The following is an 18,485-nucleotide window of genomic DNA, read 5'->3' as shown; positions in this document are numbered from 1 at the left end:
GGTTTTAGGAACTTTAACAACTTTAAGAAACGAATTTTCATCGCTCTGAATATAAAAATGGAGAGGACAACAATTGTCCTCTCCAGATGTTAGCTTTTATTCAACCCACTACAGTTGACAAAGAGCCAAAAAAAGCAGTTACAAAACTGCAACTGCTTTTCTATTCTTGCATGGTGTAACCAACACCACGCACGGTTTTAATGTAGCTCTTTTGACCTTTCACGTCAAGTTTACTACGTAGATAACGGATATAAACGTCCACTATATTGGTTTCGGTCGCACTTTCATACTTCCAAACACTTTCCAGCAATTGCTCACGAGTTAAAACCTTCTTACTTCCCATAAGGGTAGCTAAGAGGTCATATTCACGACGTGTCAGAGCAATCATCTCCTCGCCACGATAGACGGTATGATGTTCTACATCCATACGCAGATTGCGATAAGCTGTCGGAACTTTCATCTGACTACAGTGTTGGTCGATGAAATCTCGACCTCGGAAGATAGCTGAAATACGACTGACCAAATCATCGATAATGATTGGTTTATAGATGTATGAAACAGCGAAACGCTGGATTGTTTCAAGTTGGTCTTGCAATTCTTCTCGATGGTCCAAGACCATGATCACCGCAGCTGGCTTGGTTCGACTCAACTTATCTGCAAAATCCTGGGTTGTCATATCCCCTAGATGAGCATTCAGTAAAATCAAGTCATAGTCTGTCTGAAGAGCCATGGAGAGGGCTTTTTGTCCCTCTTCTACCTGATCAACTCGGTATTGCTCTTTTTGGAGTTCCAGACTTAAAAAATGAGCTAGATTTCTTTCTTTCTCAAGTAATAAAATCCGTTTCCCCATGGCTGACCTACTTATTTTTCGTCATACCAAGAGTAGTGGAATGTTCCTTCTTTATCCTTACGTTGGTAAGTGTGGGCACCAAAGTAGTCACGTTGTGCTTGGATCAAGTTCGCTGGAAGATCAGCTGAACGGTAGCTGTCAAAGTAAGTGATAGCTGCTGAGAAGGTTGGTACTGGTACACCAGCTTGAACAGCAAGAGCTACGATATCACGAACAGATTGTTGGTACTTAGCAGTTACGTCCAAGAAGTACTCATCCAAAAGAAGGTTAGCAAGATCTGCATCACGGTTGTAAGCATCTGTAATCTTTTGCAAGAAACGTGAACGGATGATACATCCATCGCGCCAGATAGATGCGATGTCCGCAAATGGCAAGTTCCAGTTGTTTTCTTTAGAAGCTACACGCAATTGCGCAAAACCTTGTGCGTATGAGATAATTTTTGAGAAGTAAAGGGCTTGGCGGATCTTTTCAATCAATTCAGCCTTGTCGCCTTCAAATTTGAAAGCAGCTGGTTTTGGAAGAACCTTGCTAGCATGTACACGTTCTTCTTTGTAAGTAGAGATGTAACGGGCAAATACTGACTCAGTGATGAGTGACAATGGCACACCAAGATCAAGAGCTGATTGGCTAGTCCATTTACCAGTTCCTTTGTTTCCTGCAGCATCCAAGATATAGTCTACGATTGGTCCGTCTTGACCTTCATCGTCTTTGCGTCCAAGGATATCAGCAGTGATTTCGATCAAGTAGCTGTCCAATTCACCCTTGTTCCACTCCGTAAAGATTTCAGCCATGTCTTCTGCAGAAAGACCAAGCAAGTGTTGCATAAGATCGTAGCTTTCTGCGATCAATTGCATATCACCGTACTCGATCCCATTGTGGACCATTTTTACATAGTGACCAGCTCCATCAGGACCGATGTAAGTTACACATGGTTTACCATCTTCTGGAGCTTTTGCAGAGATTTCTTCAAGAACATCTGCTACCAAGTCATAAGCTTCTTTTTGTCCACCAGGCATGATAGATGGTCCTTCAAGGGCACCTTTTTCACCACCAGAAACACCTGTACCGATAAAATTGATACCTGAGTTAGCCAACTCTTCATTACGACGGATGGTATCTTTGTAGAAAGTATTCCCTCCATCGATCAAGATATCACCTTTATCCAAGTGTGGAAGAAGGGCTTGAATTGTCGCATCTGTACCAGGTCCTGCTTGTACCATAAGCATGATACGACGTGGTTTTTCAATTGAGTTTACGAAGCTTTCGATATCATAGCTTGGCACGAAGTTTTTATCAGGGTGGCAAGCAATCACATCTTCAGTTTTTTCTTTACTACGGTTATAAATAGCAACTGTATAACCACGAGATTCAATATTAAGGGCAAGGTTACGACCCATTACGGCCATACCAACAACACCAAAGTTAGCTTTTGTCATGTGACACTCCTCTTGTTTAATATGTTTTATTTTATCATGTTTATCTGTGAAAAGAAAGAATTTTGTAACAATTTGACTAGTAGTCTAAATCATCCGCATGTCCAGAACCATTCCCTACAAAGTAACCTGTCTTACAATTTAGGGTAAAGAGATAGGTACCATCTGGTTTATAAAGATTATAGTAGCCATTACCATTAACAATATTCACAGGTTCTAAAATGTATTGGTTACCTGTAATGTAGCCACGCGCACGCGAAGTCTCAAGAATGCGTTCAAGGACACCATCAGCGAATGTCCAAGCAGGGTTACTACTATCACTTACAGCGGCTTGATTATACGGTACTCGACTGACACTTCTTTGTAGGTTCACACCATTGCTTGCTAGTCCACTATTTAGGATATTATTTGCTGAGGCTGTTTCACCCGCTGAAGTTGATGCATTAGCAGAGCTGCTAGCATTGCTTTCAGTTGCTGAGCTTGACTCTGTTTGGCTTGATGAACTTGACTGACTACTGCTTGAGCTTGTAGAACTTGAAAGTTGACTCTTACCGAGACTAATAGCCTTATCTAGCAGTTTATCAATTTCAGTATTCCCAGTCTTAACTTCGGTAAATTTAGCATCTGCCTTTACTTTAGCATTTGTATCTAGAACACCATCTGTAATAGCTGGTGTTTCAAATTGAGCATTAACATCTTGTACTGCCTTGATTTGTGTTTCAAGACTATCGTATTTTGATTTAGCAAGAGTATGCTCTCTAGCTCCCTCAAGTTTATCTAAAAGTTCTTTGAGTTGATTCAGTTGACTAAACTGACTATTTTTTAGGGCAGTTTTATTCTCATCAGTATAAAAAGTGTCATAGAGACTGTTAAATTGATCGAGAATTGCTTGATTACTTACCAAACCTGCATCAGATGACTGAGACTGAATTTCTTGGGAAGAACGAGTAATTTGACGATAAACGTAGTAGCTACCCCCAATAATCAAGACAATAATCGCTAAAAGAGCTGACAAGATAACCCACAGTTTTTTGCGTCGTGGCTCATCCTCTTCTTGAAGAGAGCGAGCTAGAATTGGGGTTTCTTCTTGTAAAGTTTCCTCATTTTCTACCTGTTCTGATTCAAATACTTCCTCTACAAGATTTTTATCCATAACTAAAGTTTCTTCTAGTGGCGAAAGGAGAACTTCTTCAGTTGCTACTCCCTCTTCTTCAGCAAACTTTTCTGATTCAGAGACTTCTTCTACTGGTTCCACCTCTTCTTCAATCGTTTCTTTAGCATCTTGGATCAAATCATCTAGGCTCTGAAGTTCCTCTTTCTTCGCCTGAATGTTTGTAAATTTATCAGCTTCGATTTCTTCACGGTGTTGTTTAATGTATTTGTCCAAAATCGTATCATCAGGAGTTACTCCTGCTTCGATTTCTTCATTTTTTCGAATAACTTGTCCAACTGTTAGATCCTTAGCTTCCTCAAAGTCAAACTGAGGTTCTTGGGAGATTTTCTCCGGTTCTAACAATTCTTCTTTTTTATCCTTCGGATCCATGGCAGCTCCTTTCTAATCTGTCAAATTTCTTTTGACACGTTGACCAAAATATTGATACAAATCAACTTTCAAAGTACCATTATAGAGTTTTCGTTTTTTATCCGCCTGACTACCATATTTACTTTCAAAGGCTTCATCACTTGTCAGAATAAACTTACTCCAAGTTTTGAGTGGTTCAAAAACCTCACCCATTTCAGCATAAAGTTTAGTTACTCCTGCATCATCTGACAGACGTTCCCCATATGGTGGGTTAGAGATAATGACTCCATTAATCTTATCCGTACGCAAATCCTGTACGCGCATCTGTTTAAAGAGAATATCTCCAGATACTCCTGCTGCCTGGGCATTGGCTTTGGCAATTTCCACCATACGACCATCGATATCACAACCCATAATATCCAGTTCAATCTCTCGATTTATCTGCTTGCTTGCCTCAGTTCTGACTTCTTGAATCAATCGGTCACTAACCCAGTTCCATTCTTCAAAGGCAAAGGAACGACGCAAACCTGGTGCCATCTTGCGCGCAATCATAGCCGCCTCAATACAGAATGTTCCCGAACCACAGGTTGGATCAATCAAAGGCTTATCAGGGTACCAGTTAGAAAGTTGCAAAATCGCAGCTGCCATATTTTCTTTGATCGGAGCTCCACCTTTTTCAGTACGATAACCACGTTTAAAGAGACTTGAACCAGTTGTATCAATCATAACAGTCGCTATATCTTTCAAAATGGAAACTTCAATCTTGAACTCCGGTCCATTCTCCATCAGGGGAACACCTTCTGGTCGGGCATAGTGTTTTTGTAGTTTCTTAACAACTGCCTTTTTAGAAATTGCCTGCACACTTGGCTCATTGTGTAATTTTGACTTGACACACTTAGCCTTGGCAATTGGGAAACGAGCTCCAAGTGGGAGATAGTTCTCCCAATCTAGAGCAAAAACACCTTGGAAGAGTTCTTCAAATGTTTTTGCAGGAAAAGTTCCCACAACAATTTTGATTCTATCCGCAGCTCTTAGCCACAGGTTGGTTTGGATAATCGCTTTAACATCACCTTGAAAACGAACACGCCCATTTTCAACTTGACAATCATAACCCAAATCTCTTACTTCACGTCCAACTACAGCTTCCAAACCCGCCGCAGCAGTCGCAATTAAATTAAATGTTGTTTTCATTTCAGTCTTTTATAGACCTTTCTTTATTCACTTTAAAAAATGAGGTTGAGAAATATATCTCAGCCCCAACCTATATGCAATTTTCTATAAGCCATGTTTTGTTCCAGAAGTGACTAGGACCACTTCCTTCGATAATCATCTGTCTACCACTAGCAGCTCTAGCTGCTAGCAGTCAGAGTACTACGTTCGTTTCCGCGCACTCCATGCCCCGACCAAAATTTGGGTTGCTAGCTTGAGGGGTTTACCGCGTTCCACTCTCTCTGTTTCCAGAGAGACTCCGTCACTGTGGCACTTTCAAGTCTACTCTGACATATCCTAAGACTTAGCCATTTCAACTGCCGTAACGATTTCTCGTCCCTAGGCTTATGGTTTCGCCTAGCACAAACACTACAGGCATCACAGCCTGTGCTAGCATGGACTTTCCTCATGAAAAGAAACTCTCTTCACGCGATTATCCAAAAATTGCACAACAAAATCTTTCTTAGAAATCAGAATTATCCAAGATTTGTTTGCCAAATACTTCTTTTTCAAGACGATTCAAACGTTTCAAAATATCAAAGTTTGTCATTGAAGTCGTACTTCCAAGCTCCGCTGATTCAGAAGCTACTGGTGTCACTTGAGGTTTTTTCGACAATTCCTCCTTCAACTCAGCAATTTCCATACGTAGTGACTTCACTAGTGCAGCATAAGTTTCATAATCCTTGATGACATCATCCAAAAATTCGTCTACTTCTGCTTTACTGTATCCACGTACTTCTCTTCCAAATTCCTGTTCAAAAATATCTTTCGCTGTAAAAATAATACTTGCCATGTCTCTCTCCATTCTCAGTTGCTAGTATTATTATATAAAAAAAGGCAAACAAAAAGCAAGGTCAAAGGCTCAATTTTCGGAAAAATTTTGGGCTACTTCATTCAATTCTTCAAATGTTAATCTTTTTGTAACATAGTTGTCTTTCTTTTTCATCAGTTCGTAAAAATATCTCAGTTTTGTTTCATTTTCCTCATCATAAAAAAGATAGGCCCCATCTGTATTTTCAAGTAAGAAAAGTTGATAATCTCGTAATTGACCCTTGTGTTCATAGTTCGGATAGGCATACTTGACAAAATCAACCTGCTTAAATTCACTCAATTTGACTTGATTCCCCTCATTCCAATTTTCCCCATGAGTCTCAAAATCAAAGATAGTCGCAAGTTGGAAACCAAAGTCATCTTTCATATCTCTGGCCACCTCTAAAACCCAGTGTTCAAATCCTAGAGTTCCCGTAAATACCAACCATTTCAATCCTTCGTCTGCCATTTTTTCCAAATCTCTACGAATGGCTTTTTTAATAATTTTTAAACGAATATCTTTTTCATTAAACAATCCTAAATCAAAGCTAGAATAGCCTAAAATCAAGGCTGTATGCATTTTTTCACCCTTTCTGTGCACCTTTATGGTATAATAGAGTGATGTTATTGTACCAATAAGGAGAATTATGGTCAACTATCCTCATAAACTTTCATCAAAAAAAAAACAACAAGTCACCTCACAAACTAAAAATTTCGCAAATCGTGGGATGACCTTTGAAAAGATGATCAATGCTACAAACGAGTATTATCTGACACACGGTTTGGCTGTTATCCACAAAAAACCAACTCCTGTTCAGATTGTCCGCGTAGACTATCCTCAGCGTAGTCGTGCTAAGATTGTTGAAGCTTATTTTAGACAAGCATCAACTACCGATTATTCTGGAGTTTATGAAGGGTTTTACATCGATTTCGAAGCCAAGGAAACCAAGCAAAAACATGCGATTCCGATGAAGAACTTCCATCCTCATCAGATTCGGCATATGGAACAAGTCCTTGATCAAAAAGGGATTTGCTTTGTCCTTCTTCATTTTTCTTCTTATCAAGAAACGTATTTATTGCCGGCACTTGACCTCATCCGTTTTTATCATCAGGATATGGGTAAAAAGTCAATGCCGCTTGACTATATCAAAGAATTCGGTTATGTGATTGAGCAGTCTGCTTTTCCACAAATTCCTTACCTTGATACAGTCAAACAACATTTACTAGGTGGTAAAACAATATGAACAAACAAACTATCTTACGCATCGCTAAATACCTCGGCATTGGTGTGATTAGCTTATTTATCGCAGCTTTCCTGCTTGGTGGTGGTGTCTTTCTTTACTATGCAAACAAAGCTCCTGAACTTTCCGAGAGTAAACTTGTTGCAACTACATCAAGTAAAATTTATGATAGCAAAAATGAACTCATCGCAGATTTAGGTTCGGAACGTCGTGTCAATGCTCAAAGTAGCGACATTCCTACTGATCTTGTCAATGCGATTGTCTCTATCGAAGATCACCGTTTCTTTAACCACAGAGGAATTGATAGCATTCGTATAGCAGGAGCATTCCTTCGTAACCTTCGAAGCAATAGTGGTCTTCAAGGTGGATCAACTTTGACTCAGCAGTTAATTAAATTAACTTACTTTTCAACATCAACAGCTGATCAAACCCTATCCCGTAAAGTTCAAGAGGCTTGGTTAGCTATCCAGCTAGAGCGAACTGCAACTAAGCAAGAAATCTTGACCTATTACGTCAATAAAGTCTACATGTCAAATGGTAACTATGGTATGCAGACAGCTGCGGAAAACTATTATGGTAAGGACCTCAAAGACTTATCCATTCCTCAGCTAGCACTCTTAGCAGGTATGCCACAGGCTCCAAACCAATACGATCCTTATTCTAACCCTGAAGCAGCCCTTGAAAGACGGAACCTCGTTTTGTCAGAAATGCAAAAACAAGGTTACCTTACAGCCGAACAATATGAAACAGCCATCAATACTCCAATCACAGATGGACTTCAAAGTCTAAAATCTCTTAATAGCTATCCACAATACATGGATAACTATCTTAAAGAGGTTATTGATCAAGTAGAACAAGAGACAGGTTATAATCTATTAACAACAGGTATGGAAGTCTATACCAACGTCGACCAAGAGGTACAAAAACACCTTTGGGACGTCTATAACACTGATCAATACGTAAGCTATCCTGATGATGATATCCAAGCAGCTTCTACTATCGTTGATGTATCAAATGGTAAAGTTATTGCCCAACTCGGATCTCGTCACCAAGCTAGCAATGTATCCTTTGGTACTAACCAAGCAGTGGAAACAAACCGTGACTGGGGTTCAACTATGAAACCAATTACGGACTATGCACCTGCACTTGAGTACGATATCTATGACTCAACTGCTTATATGCTTAAGGATGTACCATATAACTTCCCAGGTACTAGCACTCCAGTCTACAACTGGGATCGTGGCTATTATGGGAACATCACTCTTCAAACTGCTATCCAACAATCTCGTAACGTACCAGCAGTTGAAACTCTCGATAGAGTTGGACTTGATAAAGCCAAAAAATTCTTAAACGGACTTGGCATTGATTATCCAACCATGGTATATGCAAACGCAATTTCAAGTAATACGACGGAATCAGGTAAACAGTACGGAGCAAGTAGTGAGAAAATGGCTGCTGCTTACGCTGCTTTTGCTAACGGTGGTATCTACCATAAGCCAATGTATATCAACAAGATTGTCTTTAGTGACGGTAGTTCAAAAGAGTACTCTGATCCTGGCTCACGTGCCATGAAGGAAACTACTGCCTATATGATGACAGAAATGATGAAAACCGTATTAACCTACGGAAATGGTCGTGGTGCCTATATGTCTTGGTTACCTCAAGCAGGTAAGACGGGTACATCTAACTATACAGATGATGAAATTGAAAATTACATTAAGAGATACGATTATGTCGCACCTGATGAAATGTTTGTAGGATATACCCGCAAATATTCAATGGCGGTCTGGACTGGTTACTCAAACCGCCTTACTCCAATCGTTGGTGATGGCTTTACTGTTGCCACTAGTATCTATCGTTCTATGATGCAGTATCTAGCAGAGGACGATCACCCTGGTGATTGGACAATGCCAGAAGGACTTCATAGAAGTGGTGATTACATCTTCAAGAATGGGGCACGTAGCAGCAACTGGATTCCACAGTCAACTCAAGAAAGTTCGACTACAGAGAGCTCTAGCTCAAGTTCAACTTCAACAACTGAAAGTGAAAGCTCTTCAAACGAAAATACGAATGGTACTCCTAATCCAAATGCAACGCAACCAAACTCATCTGCAAATTCTCAACAACAAAATCAACCCCAACAAAATCCACGAAGACAACAATAAAATATATAAAAAAACTGAGGATTTATTCTCAGTTTTTTATATGCAGTTTTTTATGGTAGAATCTTAATTTTTATAAAGTCAAACTTCTTAAAAATAGGAAGAGAAACAACTGAACAGACTAAAAAACTGTCAAAGCTATCTCAATCGCAACCTTATCCCAAACACAAGTTAAATAGTCGGGAAAACTGTTTAAAATTATAGATAAAAGTTACCTTGTGTTTATGTAGTTTATCTATGAACTGGGGCGTGACTTAGAAAGTCTGTTCTACTACTTCAATGCAGTGCTTGAACCAATAACCAAAATGTCAAACTGATGTCTCAGGAATGATATCAAAAGGCCAGACCTTTTGTCCGGCCTCTTTTTTCTTATTTGACATGATTTGCAAGATCTTCTTGCGCTTTTTTATTAGATTCTTCTTTTTCTTTCTTCCATTTATCTTGAGCTTTTTGATAATCATCAGCAGTTACTGGTTTATCTTGAAGTTCAAGGTATTTGTACAAGAGGGCTTCACTCATACCCTTGTTACCTGAGTAAGCAAATGGAAGTGTGAATGGTACCATCTTAGACAACATTGGACGTCCAGTTTGAGAAGTTGTTGGAATAATCAATGCACTATCTGTCAACCAAGCTTGGGCTGCAGCATATTTATCATAACGTTTTGAAACGTCAGTGTCTTCATTTCCAGCTTCAACAACCATCTTTTCGTAATCTTCTAAACCAACTTGTTTGGCAGCAGCGTTATTTGTACCTGAATCAAATCCTAGGTAAGTCTTAGTATTTTCACCTACTGATGGTTTGATGATATCAAGGTATGTAGATGGGTCGATGTAGTCTGGAGACCAACCAACGTTATCTGAAAGATCCCAATCTTCACCGGCAGCCGTTTCAGCAAAGTAAGTAACATTGAGGACTTCATCTTTTTGTAGTTGTTGGATATCAATAACGACATTGTCAGTTCCTAATGTTGCTTCAAGCGATTGTTTCAATGATTGAACACGTTGAACTTTTGTAGTATTAGTTTGGTCAACTGGCATATCCAAGTGGATTGGGAATTGAACACCCTCTGCTTGGAGAGCTGTCTTAGCCTTAGCAAATTCTGCTTTCGCTTTTTCAGGATTGTAAAGACCATCTTGAGCGTCATCTAGATTGACATCTTTCCACTCATCACCATAGGTCACCAATTTTTCTTTAACTAATTCACCAAAGTTTTTACCATCTGCTTGAACAAATGTTGGTGGTACGAACAAGTTACGAAGGAGTTTTGTTGCTCCGCTTTCTCCATTAACTTGAGAAGCATAAGCTGTTCTATCAAAACCAAAGGCGATGGCTTGACGGAAGTCTTTGTTAAGAAGAGCTTTTTTAGTTGATGTCTTTTGCTCATCTGTAGTCTTAGAAGTATATTTGTAAGACTGACGGTCAATATTTGTACCAACTAAGAAGGTTGAAGAATCTTGTGGTGTATAAACGATATTGTCTTTAAACTCTTTTTCAAGTTCAGAGTAGCTTCCACTTGTTGGGAAGAGACGAGCCATTGAGAAACCACCATCTTTAAAAGTTTCTGCAAGTTTGTTATTGTCTTGACCATCCCAGAATGAAAGTTTTACTTTATCAATATGAACATTGTCCTTATCCCAGTAGTTTGGATTCTTTTCAAATTCTACTGAAGATTTTGCTACCAATGATTTCAACAAGAAAGGACCATTATAAAGGATGCTGCTTGGATCTGTTGCTTTAGCAAAGTCACTTCCTTTAGAAGTAAGGAATTCTTCATTGACTGGTGCAAGAATTCCCATGGTTGTCTTAGAGTTCCAGAAGCTTTCTGGTTTGTTCAAAGTGTATTGAACTGTTTGATCATCTACAGCCTTAATTCCAACTTCTGAGAAATCTTTAACTTCACCTTTTACATAAGCATCCAAACCTTTAATAGATTCTTGAACAAGATAAAGGGCTTCTGACTTATTGTCAGCCGCATACTTAAGACCTGTTACAAAGTCTTGCGCTTTAACTGGTGCATACTCTTCGCCTTCAGAAGTGTACCACTTAGCATCTTTACGGATTGTGTAAGTGTAAGTCAACCCGTCTTTAGACACTGACCAATCTTCTGCCAAAGATGGCACGAAGTTACCGTAGCGGTCATTCTCCATCAAACCATCAACGACATTACTTGTGATATTAGCAACCGCAGCCTTACCTGTTGTCAGATAGTTGAAGCTGTCTGGATCTGTTTCATAAACGTAAGAAAAAGTTTTCTCACCTTTTGCACTAGAGCCTGAACCTGAACAAGCTGCCAAAACACCTGACGCTAACAGAGTCACTCCTGCTAGGGCCATTACTTTTGAAAATTTCATAATAAACTCCTTTTGACTTTTTATACATTATAGTCCCTTTTCAGCCATGTGTCAATACAATTTTCAGAATTTTTCCAATTGAATTGAAAACAATTGCCATTTTAAAATTATTTTTTACAGTCAGACTCTTTTATGGCATTCATATTTGAAAAATCTCTTTATTAGCAGTTTTCAAGTAAATCTTTATGATATAATGAAAGGAGAAAGTTGAAAGGAAATGCCATGTCAAAAGAAGTTATTGTTGAAAGTTTTGAACTTGATCACACCATTGTCAAAGCACCTTATGTCCGTTTAATTGGGGAAGAAACAGGTCCTAAGGGAGATATTATTTCTAACTTTGATATTCGCTTGGTTCAACCAAATGAAGACTCTATCCCTACTGCTGGCCTCCATACTATTGAGCATCTATTGGCTAAGCTCATCCGTACTCGCATCGACGGGATGATTGATTGTTCACCATTTGGTTGTCGTACAGGTTTCCATATGATTATGTGGGGACGTCATACTAGTGCAGAAATCGCTGCTGTCATCAAGGATTCACTAAAGGAAATCGCAGAAACAACAACTTGGGAAGATGTCCCAGGAACTACCATTGAATCTTGCGGGAACTACAAGGACCACAGCCTATTTTCAGCTAAGGAATGGGCTAAATTGATTCTCCAACAAGGAATCTCTGATGATGCCTTTGAACGCCATGTCATTTAACACAAAAGAACCAGTTTTTTCAACTGGTCCTTTTTTTATTTTCAAAATCTTGATTTAGGCTTTTTCACGAATGACCAAAACACCATCTTCCATGTCAGCTTCTAGATGCTTAGCATCAAGATTATCCAAGTGGAAGTCTGTGACTTTGTCACGGATTTGTTGTTCAACCACACGACGGAGTGGACGAACACCCATGACTTCATCGTAGCCTTCTTCAGTCATGTATTCTTTAGCAGCTTCGCTCACTGCCAAGTCGATCTCTTTCTTAGAAAGCGTCTTGTTCACTTCTACTAACATCAAGTCAACAATCTTAGAAAGGTCTTCCTTGCTCAAGTGTGAGAATTCGATGACAGCATTGAAACGGTTGAGGAACTCTGGACGGAAGTAAGGTTTCAAACGATCCATAAGTTCTGGTTTATCAGCATCTTCTGTCAAGTTAGCTTCGTAACCAAAGCCTGCGTTTGAAGTGGCGATAATCACCGTATTCTTGAAGTTGACAGTATTACCTTGACCGTCTGTCAAACGACCATCATCCAAGACTTGAAGAAGAAGAGTAATCACTTGAGGATCTGCCTTTTCAATTTCATCAAGAAGGACGATTGAGTATGGATTCCGACGAACACGTTCAGTCAAAGTATTGTTGTTGTCGTCGTAACCAACATAACCAGCTGTTGTACCAATCAATTTAGATACGGCTGTACGATCGCTGTATTCTGACATATCCAAACGGATGATAGCATCCTTAGTTCCGAACATATCAAGAGCCAATTGTTTAGCCAACTCAGTCTTCCCAACACCAGTAGGACCTACAAAGAGGAAGCTACCGATTGGACGGTTACCTTCGTCAAATCCTGCACGGTTACGACGAATGGCACGTGCTACTGCTTCAACAGCCTTATCTTGACCGATAACCTTAGTTTGCAAACGGTGACCCATATCTTTCAAACGTTCGATATCAGTAGCACCCATTTGTGAAACAGGAATACCTGTCATACGTTCTACAGACTCAGCTACGTCATTAACAGTCGCTGTAACCTTGTGATCTTCTGTATGGTTGGCAATTTTCTTTTCAAGTTCTTCAATACGAATTTTTGCATTTAATGCCGCTTCATAATCCTCTTTAGCAGCTGCAGCTTCTTGTTTAGCTTTTTCTTCTTCAATTTCATGCTCTACAGCATGTACATCTGTCACTGGGTGTTGTGCTGCCAAGTGAGCAGCTGTTACATCGACTAGGTCAATAGCCTTATCTGGCAAGCTACGTTGAGGAATATATTGTACTGAGTAATCAACAGCAGCTTTCAGCACTTCATCTGGCAAGATAACATTATGGTGTTGTTGATATAGATCACGGATACCTTGGAGAATCTTGAAGGTATCTTCAGCAGATGGAGCATTGACCTTCACTTCATTGAAACGACGAGCAAGGGCAGCATTTTTCAAAATAGTGTTGCGGTATTCGTCTTGAGTTGTTGCACCAATCACTGTCAATTCACCACGTGAAAGAGCTGGTTTCAAGATATCAGCAAGACCTTTAGATCCTTGACCATCTCCTGTGCTACCTGCACCCAGGATTTGATGGATTTCGTCGAAGAAGAGGATAATGTTTCCAGCTTCTTTAACTTCTTTTACCAAGTTTTGAATATTTTCTTCAAAGCTACCACGATATTGAGTGCCAGCTTCAAGACCTGAAATATCAATAGAGATAATTTCTTTATTCTTGATTGCTGCTGGAACATCACCATTCACGATAGCTTGGGCAAGACCTTCTACTACTGCCGTTTTACCAACACCAGCATCACCGACTAGAACTGGGTTATTCTTTGTACGACGAGAAAGGATTTCAGATGTTTCTTGAATCTCCTTATTACGTCCAATAACCGGATCTAACTTCCCTTCACGAGCTTCAGCTGTTAAGTTACGTCCAAGTTTTGCAAGAATACCATCTTGTTTCATGGCTTTACCTTGAACATACTGTGCTTGGTCACTTCCTTCACTTGGAAGTTGACCAGTTTGACGGTAAATAGCGAATTCTTCTGGAGTTACTTCACGACCGTTAATCAAGTAACGACGATTTTCAGAACTATATCCACGCATACCGCCCATCAATTGGTTAAATAAATCATCCATGTTGTTAAAGTTATTAAAGTTGTTATTCATATTTCATACCTCGTTTGTTTTCAAATTTACTTAGTCAAAACGATTTGACTTTCTCTGACCTTTGTTTTAAAAAATTTAGACTAGCAATCTGCTACTCTACGTATAATTTCAGGTTTTTCTTTATCCAATACAGGTTTTGTAATTGGACTTCTAAAAATACTAATGTTCATCATAGGTTGTACCTCTTTTCTAGGTTTTACCCATACTTTGACCTTAAGATAAATTACACAATCACCTTAAAATCAAGGTTTTCTAAGGATTTACTTATCCTTATGTTCTTAGTTTATCACTTTGGTCAGTAATAGTCAAGAGATTTGACCAAATTTGACTAATTTTTTTTAAAATATGTTTTTATGCCAAAAAACCAGTCAAAGTGACTGGTTTTTGATTTATTATTTATGAATCTTAGCTCAATGCATCATCCATTGAAAGAACTTCGTGGAAGACACGTTGTGTCAATTCAGTTTTTTGTTCTGGAGTGAGGTACTTAGTATTTACACAGTATCCTGAGATACGTACGATTACGTCTTCACCTGACATGATCTTTTCGTAAACATCATTCAAGTCCATAACGTTCAAGTTAACGTGTTGTCCACCATTTTCGAAGTAACCATCAAGGATTGTTACCAAGTTATCAACTTGTTCATCACGAGTTTTACCAAGAGCGCGAGGTGATACTTGAGTTGTCAATGAGATACCATCAGCTGCATAACCAAAGTCAAGGCTAGCAAGTGAGTTCAAGTTTTGCAACCATCCACCTTTAGCTTTGTTAGATGGGTTAGCACCTGGTGAGAAGAATTCAAGTTTAGACAAGTTCACAGAACCATCTTCGTTGAGGTATACACCTTTGTGGACTGGAGAGTTACCAGTTTGTTTAGAGTAAGCAACGTTAGATGTGATTGTCAAAAGTGATACAGTAGCTTCTGCGTCTTTGTATAGTTTGTGGCTACGTAGACGAGTTGTATAAGCTTCAATCAACCATTCTGCCAATTCGTTTGAACGTGGGTCATCTTCACCCCAACGTGGGTATTCACCGATTGTTTCGTAATCGTAGATGTAGCCATTTTCGTCACGGATTGGTTTAACTGTAGCGTACTTGATAGCTGACAATGTATCAACAGTGTTTGCGAAACCACAGATACCGAATCCCATGTTAGCACGTTGTTTAGTTGGCAAGAAGGCCATTTGAACAGCTTCGTAGTTGTACTTATCAGTCATGTAGTGGATGATGTTCAAAGCATCTACGTAAGTGTCAGTCAACCAGTCAAGAGATTTTTCAAAGTTAGCTTTAACTGATTCGAATTCAAGGACTTCGTCACGGATTGGTTCGATGTCAAATACTTTGTAGTCTTTATGAACATCGTCGTAACCACCGTTCAAACCAGTAAGAAGAGCTTTAAGAACGTTAACGCGAGCACCGAAGTACTGGATGTTGTGACGTTGTTCTTCGTTTTCTGGGTCAAGTGGAGATACACAACATGAGATACAGCTCATTTCACCGTATCCGTCTTTAGCCATTGTTGTTACACCTTCGTATTGGATTGAAGAGTGTTTGTGGCTCATGTGCATACAGTAGCGACGGAAGTTGTATGGCAATTTGTCAGTCCAAAGAACTGTCAAGTTTGGTTCTGGAGAGTTACCGATGTTGTCAAGAGTGTTCAAGAAACGGTAGTCCATCTTAGTAACACGGTGGCGACCGTCGTTACCCATACCAGCCATAGAAGTTGTGATGAAGGTTGGATCACCTGAGTACAATTGGTCATAAGCTTTTGTACGAGCAAATTTAACTGTACGAAGTTTCATAACGAAATCATCAACAAATTCTTGGATTTCTGATTCAGTAAATGTACCACGAGCAAGGTCACGTTCTGCAAAGATATCCAATACGATTGGCACACGTCCAAGAGATGTAGCCGCACCGTTGATAACACGGCAGACAGCCATAAAGGCAATGTTAACCCATTGGATAGCTTCTTTAACGTTCATCGCTGGTTTACGAACATCAACTCCGTAAAGGTCACCCAAGCGTACAACTTGTTGCAATGCTTGGTATTGAAGGTTTACTTCTTCACGAAGACGGATTGTTTCTTCATCGATTTCTTTGATTGCATTCCAGTCGTTGACTTTTTCTTGCATCAAGTAGTCTGCACCGTAAAGAGCAAGACGTGCGTAAACACCGATGATACGTCCACGTGAGTAGGCATCTGGAAGACCAGTTACAGTGTGAGCGTGACGAGCGCGACGAATGTTTGAAGTGTAGGCACGGAAGATACCGTCGTTAACTGTTGTTACATATTTAGTGAAGATTTCGTGAACAGCTGGATCTGGTTCGTATCCATTTTCTTTCAAAGTTGTTTCAGCCATACGGATACCACCTTTTGGCATGAAGTTCAATTTGAAGAGTTCATCATTTTGGATACCAAAGATCACTTCGTTTTCTTTGTCAATAAATCCAGCAGGAATATCAGCAATAGAAGTTGGACGAGTGTCCATTGGGAAACGAGTTTCTTCGTAGTGTGCTTTAGTTTCTTCTACGATTTTTTTGATGTGAAGTGAACGTTCTGTTGGTCCTGCAAGGAAGCTTTCATCTCCATCATAAGGAGTGTAGTTTGCTTGTACAAAGCGTGATACACTTGCTTTTTCTTTCCAGTCAACACCTTTAAAGCCTTCCCAAGCTTTGTCAAAAATGTCCTGTGCTTCAACAACTGTCTTAACAACCATGTTATTTCCTCTTTTTTCTTTCTAGTAACAGTCATCTGTTACATTCATGTATTCAGTATAACACACAGTAAACGATTTCAACAACTAAAAACTCACTTTTTAAACACTTTCTTTTCTAATACAGTTCAAAATACACCACAAACTGTATTATATTTTTGAAAGAGGTTATTTGATTTTCATTTTTCCAGAAAAAGAGTATAATAAAATTAAACAAACTAGCACTGAGAGGTTTCTTCATGTTGATTTTTCCACTAATGAATGATTTATCTCGTAAAATCATCCATATTGACATGGATGCCTTTTTTGCTGCTGTTGAAATTCGAGACAATCCCAAACTTAAAGGGAAGCCAGTTGTGATTGGTAGTGATCCTAGAAAAACTGGTGGTCGCGGAGTTGTTTCTACCTGTAGCTATGAAGCACGAGCATTTGGCATCCACTCAGCCATGAGTTCTAAAGAAGCCTATGAACGTTGCCCCCAAGCAGTTTTCATATCTGGAAACTACGAAAAATATACTGCAGTCGGTCAACAGATTCGAGCTATCTTCAAACGTTATACGGATAATATCGAGCCTATGAGTATTGATGAAGCTTATCTAGATGTAACTGAAAACAAACTCGGTATCAAGTCCGCTGTTAAAATCGCTCGACTAATTCAACAAGATATTTGGAATGAACTTCATTTGACCGCTTCTGCTGGTGTGTCTTACAATAAATTCTTAGCTAAAATCGCTAGCGATTACCAAAAACCTCGAGGTCTGACAGTTATTCTCCCTGATGAAGCTGAAGATTTTCTCAAACAAATGGATATCGCTAAATTCCACGGTGTAGGTAAGAAAACAGTTGAGAAATTGCATCAAATGGGGGTATTTACAGGTGCTGATCTTTTAAAAATTTCTGAAATTAGTCTCATTGATCGTTTTGGTCGACTCGGTTTTGACCTGTATCGCAAGGCTCGTGGCATTGATAATTCTCCCGTCAAATCCAATCGCATTCGTAAATCTATTGGAAAAGAAAAAACTTATAGTAAAATTCTCAATCTAGAAGAGGATATCAAAAAAGAGCTAACTCTCCTTTCGGAAAGAGTTGCCCTGAGTCTTCAAAAACATGAAAAATCTGGAAAGATTGTTATTTTAAAAATCCGCTATGCTGACTTTTCTACAATGACTAAGCGAAAAAGCTTATCTCAAAAGATCCAAGATGCTGAAACTATTTCACAAATAGCTATCCAACTTTACGAATCTCTGACAGATAAAGATAAAGACGTTCGCTTATTGGGTGTCACTGTGACTGGATTTTAAAACCTTGAAGGAAGCAGCTTCCCTC

At 39.3% G+C, this 18,485-nt stretch carries 13 protein-coding genes and 1 other RNA gene; 4 read left to right on the top strand and 10 right to left on the bottom strand.

What is annotated here, in order from left to right; all coding sequences use genetic code 11:
* Nucleotides 1-160: 160 nt before the first annotated feature.
* The 7 genes from QM460_RS05215 to QM460_RS05185 form a co-directional block, all read right to left on the bottom strand.
* Nucleotides 161-850 (bottom strand): response regulator transcription factor, encoded by a 690-nt coding sequence (locus QM460_RS05215; RefSeq protein ID WP_414289439.1) that lies wholly within the window; start codon nt 848-850, stop codon nt 161-163.
* A gap of 11 nt (nt 851-861) precedes the next feature.
* A complete protein-coding gene (gene gndA, locus QM460_RS05210) occupies nt 862-2,286 on the bottom strand; it encodes an NADP-dependent phosphogluconate dehydrogenase (RefSeq protein WP_003017375.1) in 1,425 nt (474 codons plus the stop codon).
* 76 nt (nt 2,287-2,362) lie between these two features.
* Nucleotides 2,363-3,826, bottom strand: a complete 1,464-nt coding sequence (mapZ, locus tag QM460_RS05205; protein WP_414289438.1) for a cell division site-positioning protein MapZ — start codon at nt 3,824-3,826, stop codon at nt 2,363-2,365.
* Nucleotides 3,827-3,838: 12 nt separating this feature from the next.
* Complete coding sequence (locus QM460_RS05200) at nt 3,839-4,996, bottom strand: THUMP domain-containing class I SAM-dependent RNA methyltransferase (protein ID WP_061862733.1); 1,158 nt, start codon at nt 4,994-4,996, stop codon at nt 3,839-3,841.
* Between the two features lie 82 nt (nt 4,997-5,078).
* Nucleotides 5,079-5,459: RNase P RNA component class B (gene rnpB, locus QM460_RS05195), an RNA gene on the bottom strand.
* 18 nt (nt 5,460-5,477) lie between these two features.
* Nucleotides 5,478-5,807 carry a cell division regulator GpsB gene (gene gpsB / locus QM460_RS05190; RefSeq protein ID WP_075229958.1) on the bottom strand — a complete coding sequence of 110 codons (330 nt, stop codon included), beginning with the start codon at nt 5,805-5,807 and terminating at the stop codon, nt 5,478-5,480.
* A gap of 69 nt (nt 5,808-5,876) precedes the next feature.
* Nucleotides 5,877-6,404, bottom strand: a complete 528-nt coding sequence (locus tag QM460_RS05185; protein WP_414289437.1) for an SLOG family protein — start codon at nt 6,402-6,404, stop codon at nt 5,877-5,879.
* Between the two features lie 67 nt (nt 6,405-6,471).
* On the opposite strand from QM460_RS05185, the gene recU reads away from it, so the two are divergent.
* Together recU and pbp1a are read left to right on the top strand one after the other, a co-directional pair.
* A complete protein-coding gene (gene recU, locus QM460_RS05180; protein ID WP_049503036.1) occupies nt 6,472-7,068 on the top strand; it encodes a Holliday junction resolvase RecU in 597 nt (198 codons plus the stop codon).
* On the top strand, nt 7,065-9,230 hold the full coding sequence (gene pbp1a, locus QM460_RS05175; RefSeq protein ID WP_414289436.1) for a penicillin-binding protein PBP1A: 2,166 nt from the start codon (nt 7,065-7,067) through the stop codon (nt 9,228-9,230). Before recU ends, pbp1a begins: the two co-directional genes overlap by 4 nt.
* A 366-nt stretch (nt 9,231-9,596) precedes the next feature.
* Here the strand turns inward: pbp1a and QM460_RS05170 are convergent, their stop codons facing one another.
* Complete coding sequence (locus QM460_RS05170; RefSeq protein ID WP_414289435.1) at nt 9,597-11,579, bottom strand: peptide ABC transporter substrate-binding protein; 1,983 nt, start codon at nt 11,577-11,579, stop codon at nt 9,597-9,599.
* A gap of 222 nt (nt 11,580-11,801) precedes the next feature.
* Here QM460_RS05170 and QM460_RS05165 point away from each other — a divergent pair, with 222 nt between their 5' ends.
* Nucleotides 11,802-12,284 carry an S-ribosylhomocysteine lyase gene (locus QM460_RS05165; RefSeq protein WP_006151868.1) on the top strand — a complete coding sequence of 161 codons (483 nt, stop codon included), beginning with the start codon at nt 11,802-11,804 and terminating at the stop codon, nt 12,282-12,284.
* A gap of 54 nt (nt 12,285-12,338) precedes the next feature.
* Here QM460_RS05165 and QM460_RS05160 read toward each other — a convergent pair whose 3' ends face one another.
* Both QM460_RS05160 and pflB read right to left on the bottom strand, forming a co-directional pair.
* Nucleotides 12,339-14,441 (bottom strand): AAA family ATPase, encoded by a 2,103-nt coding sequence (locus QM460_RS05160; protein WP_414289434.1) that lies wholly within the window; start codon nt 14,439-14,441, stop codon nt 12,339-12,341.
* Between the two features lie 405 nt (nt 14,442-14,846).
* Entirely contained in the window at nt 14,847-17,162 is a 2,316-nt protein-coding gene (gene pflB, locus QM460_RS05155) for a formate C-acetyltransferase (RefSeq protein ID WP_049503040.1), read from the bottom strand.
* Between the two features lie 236 nt (nt 17,163-17,398).
* On the opposite strand from pflB, the gene dinB reads away from it, so the two are divergent.
* Nucleotides 17,399-18,460, top strand: coding sequence for a DNA polymerase IV (dinB, locus tag QM460_RS05150; RefSeq protein WP_414289433.1), 1,062 nt, complete (start codon nt 17,399-17,401; stop codon nt 18,458-18,460).
* Nucleotides 18,461-18,485: the final 25 nt, after the last annotated feature.

Origin of the sequence: Streptococcus infantis, from assembly GCF_047464415.1 — a bacterium.
GTDB lineage: Bacteria > Bacillota > Bacilli > Lactobacillales > Streptococcaceae > Streptococcus > Streptococcus infantis_AE.
The sequence above is the reverse complement of the archived record's forward strand: the minus strand, read 5'-3'. Positions and strand labels throughout refer to the sequence as shown.

Excerpts from the sequence above, each read along its gene's own strand:
- QM460_RS05185 (WP_414289437.1), bottom strand. The coding sequence starts at position 6,404 with ATGCATACAGCCTTGATTTTAGGCTATTCTAGCTTTGATTTAGGATTG.
- QM460_RS05165 (WP_006151868.1), top strand. The coding sequence starts at position 11,802 with ATGTCAAAAGAAGTTATTGTTGAAAGTTTTGAACTTGATCACACCATT.
- QM460_RS05160 (WP_414289434.1), bottom strand. The coding sequence starts at position 14,441 with ATGAATAACAACTTTAATAACTTTAACAACATGGATGATTTATTTAAC.
- gpsB (WP_075229958.1), bottom strand. The coding sequence starts at position 5,807 with ATGGCAAGTATTATTTTTACAGCGAAAGATATTTTTGAACAGGAATTT.
- recU (WP_049503036.1), top strand. The coding sequence starts at position 6,472 with ATGGTCAACTATCCTCATAAACTTTCATCAAAAAAAAAACAACAAGTC.
- QM460_RS05170 (WP_414289435.1), bottom strand. The coding sequence starts at position 11,579 with ATGAAATTTTCAAAAGTAATGGCCCTAGCAGGAGTGACTCTGTTAGCG.
- QM460_RS05200 (WP_061862733.1), bottom strand. The coding sequence starts at position 4,996 with ATGAAAACAACATTTAATTTAATTGCGACTGCTGCGGCGGGTTTGGAA.
- QM460_RS05215 (WP_414289439.1), bottom strand. The coding sequence starts at position 850 with ATGGGGAAACGGATTTTATTACTTGAGAAAGAAAGAAATCTAGCTCAT.
- pflB (WP_049503040.1), bottom strand. The coding sequence starts at position 17,162 with ATGGTTGTTAAGACAGTTGTTGAAGCACAGGACATTTTTGACAAAGCT.
- mapZ (WP_414289438.1), bottom strand. The coding sequence starts at position 3,826 with ATGGATCCGAAGGATAAAAAAGAAGAATTGTTAGAACCGGAGAAAATC.
- pbp1a (WP_414289436.1), top strand. The coding sequence starts at position 7,065 with ATGAACAAACAAACTATCTTACGCATCGCTAAATACCTCGGCATTGGT.
- gndA (WP_003017375.1), bottom strand. The coding sequence starts at position 2,286 with ATGACAAAAGCTAACTTTGGTGTTGTTGGTATGGCCGTAATGGGTCGT.
- dinB (WP_414289433.1), top strand. The coding sequence starts at position 17,399 with ATGTTGATTTTTCCACTAATGAATGATTTATCTCGTAAAATCATCCAT.